Annotated in this window: 5 protein-coding genes; 1 reads left to right on the top strand and 4 read right to left on the bottom strand. The window is 72.8% G+C overall.

Translation table 11 applies throughout. The features are described from left to right. Positions 1 to 95: 95 nt before the first annotated feature. The 4 genes from cbiE to cobO form a co-directional block, all read right to left on the bottom strand. Positions 96 to 1298, bottom strand: a complete 1203-nt coding sequence (gene cbiE / locus ABTZ89_RS33840; protein WP_351052498.1) for a precorrin-6y C5,15-methyltransferase (decarboxylating) subunit CbiE — start codon at positions 1296 to 1298, stop codon at positions 96 to 98. Positions 1299 to 1505: 207 nt separating this feature from the next. Next, entirely contained in the window at positions 1506 to 2783 is a 1278-nt protein-coding gene (locus ABTZ89_RS33835) for a cobalt-precorrin-4/precorrin-4 C(11)-methyltransferase (RefSeq protein WP_351052495.1), read from the bottom strand. Between the two features lie 402 nt (positions 2784 to 3185). Then, positions 3186 to 4550 (bottom strand): cobyrinic acid a,c-diamide synthase CobB, encoded by a 1365-nt coding sequence (locus tag ABTZ89_RS33830; protein ID WP_351052492.1) that lies wholly within the window; start codon positions 4548 to 4550, stop codon positions 3186 to 3188. Next, positions 4544 to 5158: a cob(I)yrinic acid a,c-diamide adenosyltransferase gene (gene cobO, locus ABTZ89_RS33825; protein WP_270952472.1), complete on the bottom strand. Its 615-nt coding sequence runs from the start codon at positions 5156 to 5158 to the stop codon at positions 4544 to 4546. The genes ABTZ89_RS33830 and cobO overlap by 7 nt, the downstream gene beginning before the upstream one ends. 124 nt (positions 5159 to 5282) lie before the next feature. On the opposite strand from cobO, the gene ABTZ89_RS33820 reads away from it, so the two are divergent. Further along, positions 5283 to 6440 (top strand): MFS transporter, encoded by a 1158-nt coding sequence (locus tag ABTZ89_RS33820; protein ID WP_351052488.1) that lies wholly within the window; start codon positions 5283 to 5285, stop codon positions 6438 to 6440. Positions 6441 to 6470 lie beyond the last annotated feature (30 nt).

Here is a 6470-nt window from a genome sequence, read left to right as displayed (position 1 = left end):
GTCGGGGCCCGACACGCCGACGGGGCGCAAATTCCATTGAAATCGGACCTTCGATTTCAATGGAATTTGCGCCCCCGGGGAAGGAAGACGACGGGTCAGTGCTTCTTGTGGCCGGAGATGAGGACCACCGGGTTCGCTGATTCGAGGCGGGACGCTCCGTCCGAGAGCTCCGCGAGGCGGGACGCCGAGAGCTGGACGCCCTCGACCTCGTAGCCCGCGGTGCGCAGCGCGTCGCGGGTCGGGCCGATCCGGTCCAGCGCCGCCAGCGCGACCACGACGCGGGTCGCTCCCGCGTGCGCGCACGCCGTGACGACTTCGGTGCCGCCTGCTCCGACGAAGATCGAGTCCGGCCGGGGCAGGTTCCGCAGCGCCTGCGGCGCTTCGCCCTCCTCCACCCGGACGTCCACGCCGTGGCTGGCCGCGTTGGTGATCAGGCGCATCGCCTGCGCTTCGTCGGACTCCACCGCGATCGCCGCCGCGCCCAGCCGGGCGCACTCCACAGCCACCGAGCCGGAGCCCGCGCCGACGTCCCACACCAGGGCTCCCGGGCGCGGCGCGAGCTTGGCCAACGCCACCGCCCGCACCTCTGCACTGGTGATCACGCCGTCGCGGTGCGAGAACTCGTCCTCGGACAGCGCCCAGCCGGTGGCCGGCGGGACCGGCTCGCCGCCGACGATCCAGCCGCGGTGCGGCACGTCGTCCAGGTCGGCCAGGGACAGCACGATGTTCGGCTCGCGCCAGGTCCGCTTGGCCGCCTCCGCCGGGTCCACGGTGACCACCGATTCGTAGGGCCCGCCGAGGTCCTCGGCGACCACCATGGTGCGCCGCCACCCGGTCAGCCCGGACCCGATCTGCGCCGGTCCGGCCTTCGGCGCGGTCGTCAGCACCACCACGGCCGGGCGCGCGCGGCAGACGTTGATCGCCTTGGCCAGGTCCTGGCCGTTGGCGTTGACCACCACCACGTCGTCCCACGACCGGCCGACGCGGGCCATCAGCTGCTGCACGCTGGACGTCGACGGCAGCACCGTGCACCGGATGCCGCGCTCGCGCAGCGCGCGCACCGCGCCGAAGAAACCGGGGTCGCCGGAGGCGAGCACCACGCCGTGCTCATCGCCGGACAGCGCGGACAGCGCGTTCAGCGCCGGCTCCAGCGGCCCCAGCTCGAACTTGCGCGCGTGCTCGGGCGCGTGCGCGTCCAGGTGCCGCTTGCCGCCTACCACGAGCCGCGCCGACTCCAGCTCCTGCGCAGCACCCCTGGGCAGGTCGCCGCCGTCGATCCCGATCACCGTGACTGCCACGTCACCCACCTCACCTCGGCGACCGCGACCGCGTGTTCCACCGGCACACCCCGAACACGCGACCGGCGGCCGCATTCCTCGCCGAACTGCTCCAATACTGCTGCCACCGGCTCCCGGAGCCGGTCCGCACACGCCGACGCGGTGCGCTGGTGGCGGCAGCGATCCCCCGACCGAGCCCCACCCCGCGTCCACTTCGGACGGCCGGCATCACTCGCCGGGCTCGTCCGCCTTCGCCGCGGACTTCCGCTTCGCGGCGGGCTTCGCCTTGGCCGCCGTCCGCTTCGCGGCGGTCGTCTTCGCGCTGGTCGACTTCGCCGCAGCGGTCTTCTTCGTGGTAGTGCGCTTGGCCGGGGTCGCCTTCGCGGTGGCCCGGGTGGTCGTCCTGCTCGCCGCGGACGTCCTCTTCGGCGCCGCCTCGACGGCCTCCTCGACCGGACCGGGGACGGCGGACTCCTCCACGGCGGGGACGACCTCGGCGGGGACCGGCGCTTCGAGGGTGTCGACCGCCACCGGCTCGTCGACGAACAGCTGCGACTGCGCCTCGTCCACGCGCCGGGCCGACGCCGGACGGGTCGCCGCCACGCGCGCCGCTCCGCGCGCGCTCTCCTGCCAGTCGCGCACGGCCCACCAGGCCACGTCGGACTCCTTCACCCGCCCGTTGCCCGCCGCGGGCTCGGTGCTGCGACGCCGCGATGCGCTGGGGCGCTCGGTCCGCACCGTGCGCCGGACCGCCGGTTCCGCACGGCGGTAGGTGTGGAAGTAGGGCTGCGGACGGCTTCCGCTGCCGTTGAGGCTCTTGCCGACGATGAACAGCAGGTTCCGCCAGAGCTTGCGCTGCTTGACGGTCTTCTCCAGCTCGCCGAGCGTGGTGCGCAGCAGCGTCTCGTCGGGCCAGCTGACCTTGTAGGCCACCAGCACCGGGGTGTCTTCCGGGTAGCCGCCGGCGCGCAGCTCCTCGACCAGCTGGCCGGTGCGCGAACCGGCGAGGGACAGCGCCATCGTGGTGCCGTGCTTGGCGAGCTCGCGCACCTCTTCGCCCGCGGGCGTCGGCGCCTTGCTCTCCATCCGGGTCACCACCAGCGACTGGGCGACCTCCGAGGTCAGCTCGCGGCCGATCGCGGCGGCCGCCGCGGAGAAGGGCGCGACGCCGGGCACGATCTCGGTTTCCACGACTATCCGGGTGCAGGCGTCGTGCTGCTCCTGGACGGAGCTCCACATCGCCGGGTCACCGGAGTGCAGGCGGACGACCTTGAGCTTGTCCCGCTCGGCGCGGCGGTAGACCTCCAGCGCCTGCTCGTGGGTGAGGCGGGAGGAGTCGATCAGCTCGGCGTCGGTGCTCGCGTGCTCCTGGACGCACTCCGGCGCGACCAGGCTCGCGTCCCACAGCACGACGTCCGCCTCGGCGATCCGGCGCGCGCCGCGGACCGTGATCAGGTCGGCAGCGCCCGGACCGGCACCGATGAACGAGATCCGGCCAGTCACCATTGCTCTCCTCTTCCGCCTCGGGGTGGAAGTCCTACCACTGTGGACAGATGCGGCGCGTCGTCCACTTCGGACGCATCCGGCCGCTCGGCCGGTGCGCCCAGGTGCCCGGTGCGGACCGAGCGCCCCGGGGCTCCGCGTGCGGCGCGCGGTTCACCCGACCGGCGCCCGCCTGTGTAGGCAATGACCGTACCGCGTGACCGCACCACCTACGGAAGGGCGGTCACGTCCCGCACAGCGCCTGTCACCACCCGTGACGAACGGGATTCACCGGGCGCCGCACGGGCCCGCGCGACGATCCACGACGCGCGGCACCGTGGCCAGCTCGATCTCGATCATCAGCGCGCGCGGGCCGACCGCGGAACCGCCGGACGTCGAGTGGCGAAGCCCACGCTGCCGCCCCGATCACGCAGTTCCCGCGCACCTGGCCGCGAACCGCCCGATCGAGCCGGGCTGCCCGGCGGGATGGGTGTGCAGGTAGGACGCGTGCACGCCGCCGACGACGAAGCCCTCGCGCTGGACGCCCTCGCTCCGCCAGATCCAAGCGGCCTGCTCGCCGCGGGCGGGCTCCAGCACGGTGCGGTGGAACTCGTGCCCGCTCACCCGCGATCCTTCGGGGAACAGCGCGGAATCGGTCGCGGCCACCGCATCCCGGTAACCGAGCGTCAAGCGCGAGGACATCCGCGCCTTCGCCGGGAGCACTCCGCACAACGGATGTCCGTCCAGTTCCTCGGCCAGGTACAGCAGTCCGCCGCACTCGGCGTGCACCGGCGCCCCGCTGGCCGCGAAGGCCGCGATCTCCCCGCGCAGCGCGGTGTTCGCGGACAGCGCGGCGGCGTGCTGCTCCGGGAACCCGCCCGGCAGCACCAAACCCGCGGTGCGCTCCGGCAGCCGTTCGTCGTTGAGCGGGTCCACGACGGCGACCTCGGCACCTGCGGCTTCGAGCAGCTCGACGTGCTCGGCGTAGGCGAAGGTGAACGCCTTTCCCCCGGCCACCGCGACCACCGGCGAGCCCTGCGGTTCGACCTCGTCCCGGGGGTTCCAGGCCGGCCCGGGGAGTTCCGGCGCCGAGCGCGCGAGAGCGGCGATCGCGTCGAGATCCACCGAGCCGGCAACGATTTCGGTCATCGCGTCCACCGCGCGGACCGCCTCGGAACCGTGCTCGACGGCGGTGACGAGACCGAGGTGCCGCGACGGAACGGCGAGGTCGTCGGCGCGCGGGATGGCGCCGAACACCGGCAACCCCGCGGCGTCCGCGGCATCGCTCAGCACCTGCTCGTGGCGCGGCGAACCGACGCGGTTCAGGATCACCCCGGCCACCCGGACTTCCGGCCGGTAGCTGCGGAAACCGTGCAGCAGCGCGGCGAGGCTGTGGCTCTGGCCCCTGGCGTCGACGACCAGCACGACCGGCGCGTCGAGCAGCTGCGCCACGTGCGCGGTGGAGCCGGTCGCCAAGCCCTCGCCGGGGCCGATGCGACCGTCGAACAGCCCCATCACGCCTTCCACCACGGACAGCTCCGCCGCCCCGTGCCGGAACAGCGGCGCGACCCGCTCCTCGCCGACCAGCACCGGGTCCAGGTTGCGCCCGGGCCTGCCTGCGGCGATCCGGTGGTAACCGGGGTCGATGTAGTCCGGACCGACCTTGAACGGCGCGACGTCGGTGCCGCGGCGGCGCAGCGCTCCGAGCAGCCCGGTCGCCACCGTCGTCTTGCCCTGCCCGGAGGCCGGGGCCGCGATCACCACGCGGGCGTGCGAAGCGGACGTCACCACTCGATGCCCTTCTGGCCCTTCTGGCCGGCGTCCATCGGGTGCTTGACCTTGGTCGTCTCCATCACCAGGTCGGCGGCGTCGAGCAGCGCCTGCGGGGCGTAGCGGCCGGTGATCACGACGTGCTGGTGGCCGGGGCGGTCGCGCAGCGTCGCCACCACCTCGTCGACGTCGATCCACCCCCAGTGCAGCGGATAGGTGAACTCGTCCAGCACGTACATGCCGTGCTGCTGCTCGCCGATCCGCCGGGCGATCTCGCGCCACCCCTCCAGCGCGGCAGCGGCGTGGTCCTCCTCGGTGCCCTGCTTGCGGGCCCAGGACCAGCCCTCGCCCATCTTGTGCCACTCGACGGGGCCGCCCTCGCCGGTCTCCTCGTGCAACCGCCCCAGCGCGCGGAACGCGGATTCCTCGCCGACCCGCCACTTCGCGGACTTGACGAACTGGAACACGCCAATCGACCAGCCCTGGTTCCACCCGCGCAGCGCGAGTCCGAAAGCGGCTGTGGACTTGCCCTTCATCTCACCGGTGTGGACCACGACCAGCGGCCTGTTGCGGCGCTGGCGGGTCGTCAAACCATCGTTGGGCACGCTAGAAGGCTGTCCCTGAGGCATACCCGAACCCTATCCGCCGCCGCCCGGGGAGATCAGCTCCCGGGGACGGGTGGTCAACCTCACTGATCTCGAGACCGCGCGGTCGGCGAACATGGACGGGCGTCCCAGACCGCAGGAGCCGCTAATGCCGTCCACCAGGCCACCGCTGGTGCTGTCCGCCGCCACGCTGATCGCCAACTTCGACCGGTTCGCGGTCACGCCGATGCTGGTGCTCCTCGCGCTCGGGATGCAGGTCCCGCTCGCTTCGGCGGTGGCCGCTGCCAGCGGTTACTTCCTCGCTTACGGCCTCACGCAGCCGCTCTGGGGAATGCTGTCGGACCGGTTCGGGCGCATCGTCGTCATGCGCGGCACGCTTTTCGCCGCAGCGGCAGCAGGTCTGGTGTCCGCGCTGGCACCGAACCTGGCCGCGCTGATCGCCGCGCGCGTGATCACGGGCGCGTGCGTGGGCGCCATCGTCCCGGCTTCGCTGACCTACGTCGGCGACACGGTTCCCCCGGAGCAGCGGCAAGGCGCGCTGTCCGACCTCATGGCGGCATCGGCGATGGGCACCGCGCTGGCCACGGCCGTGGGCGGAGTGCTCGCCAGTTTCCTCGACTGGCGCGCGGTTTTCGCGCTCCCAGCGCTGTGCGCCGCGCTGTGCGCGATCGTGATCGGCAAGCTCCCGGAGCCGGAGCGCGCTCAGGTCAGCGGCGTGCGCGAGCACTTGGCGCTGGTGCTGACGAATCGCTGGGCGCTGCTGGTGTTCGGCCTGGTCTTCGTGGAAGGCGCGGTCCTGCTGGGCATCATGACGTTCCTCCCGTCCGCCCTGGTGCACCACGGCGTCGACGTCGCGGTCGCCGGCCTGGCCACCGCCACCTACGGCATCGGCGTGTGGCTGTTCTCCAGGCTGGTCAAGGCACTGGGACGGCGGCTGGCGGTGTGGCAGCTGATCGCGATCGGCGGTACTTCGATGGCGCTCGGCTACCTGGTCGTGGCGCTGCGCACGGACATCGCCTCGGTGGTGATCACCGCACTGCTGCTGGGCGGCGGCTGGTCGTTCATGCACTCGTCCCTGCAGACCTGGGCGACCTCGGTGGTCCCCGAGGCCCGGGGCCTGGCGGTGTCCCTGTTCGCCTCCGCGCTGTTCCTCGGCAGCGCGGCAGCATCGGCAGCGGCCGGTTACGCCGCGGACCGGGGCGAGTACACCACCCTCTTCACCATCGCCGCAGCGACCGCGATCCCGCTGCTGATCACCGCGTCCGCCTGCCGCTACCGCTACCAGTCCCGCACCGCACCCGTGTGAACGTCGTGAGCGGCGATGGTCGCTCTTGCC

The organism is Saccharopolyspora sp. NPDC002686 (genome assembly GCF_040295745.1).
Classification (GTDB): domain Bacteria; phylum Actinomycetota; class Actinomycetes; order Mycobacteriales; family Pseudonocardiaceae; genus Saccharopolyspora; species Saccharopolyspora oryzae.
Note: the sequence above shows the minus strand (reverse complement) of the source record. Positions and strands in the feature narration are given on the sequence as shown.

Bases quoted from the DNA above. Each gene is read 5' to 3' on its own strand.
- ABTZ89_RS33820 (WP_351052488.1), top strand. From the start codon at position 5,283: ATGCCGTCCACCAGGCCACCGCTGGTGCTGTCCGCCGCCACGCTGATC.
- ABTZ89_RS33835 (WP_351052495.1), bottom strand. From the start codon at position 2,783: ATGGTGACTGGCCGGATCTCGTTCATCGGTGCCGGTCCGGGCGCTGCC.
- cobO (WP_270952472.1), bottom strand. From the start codon at position 5,158: ATGCCTCAGGGACAGCCTTCTAGCGTGCCCAACGATGGTTTGACGACC.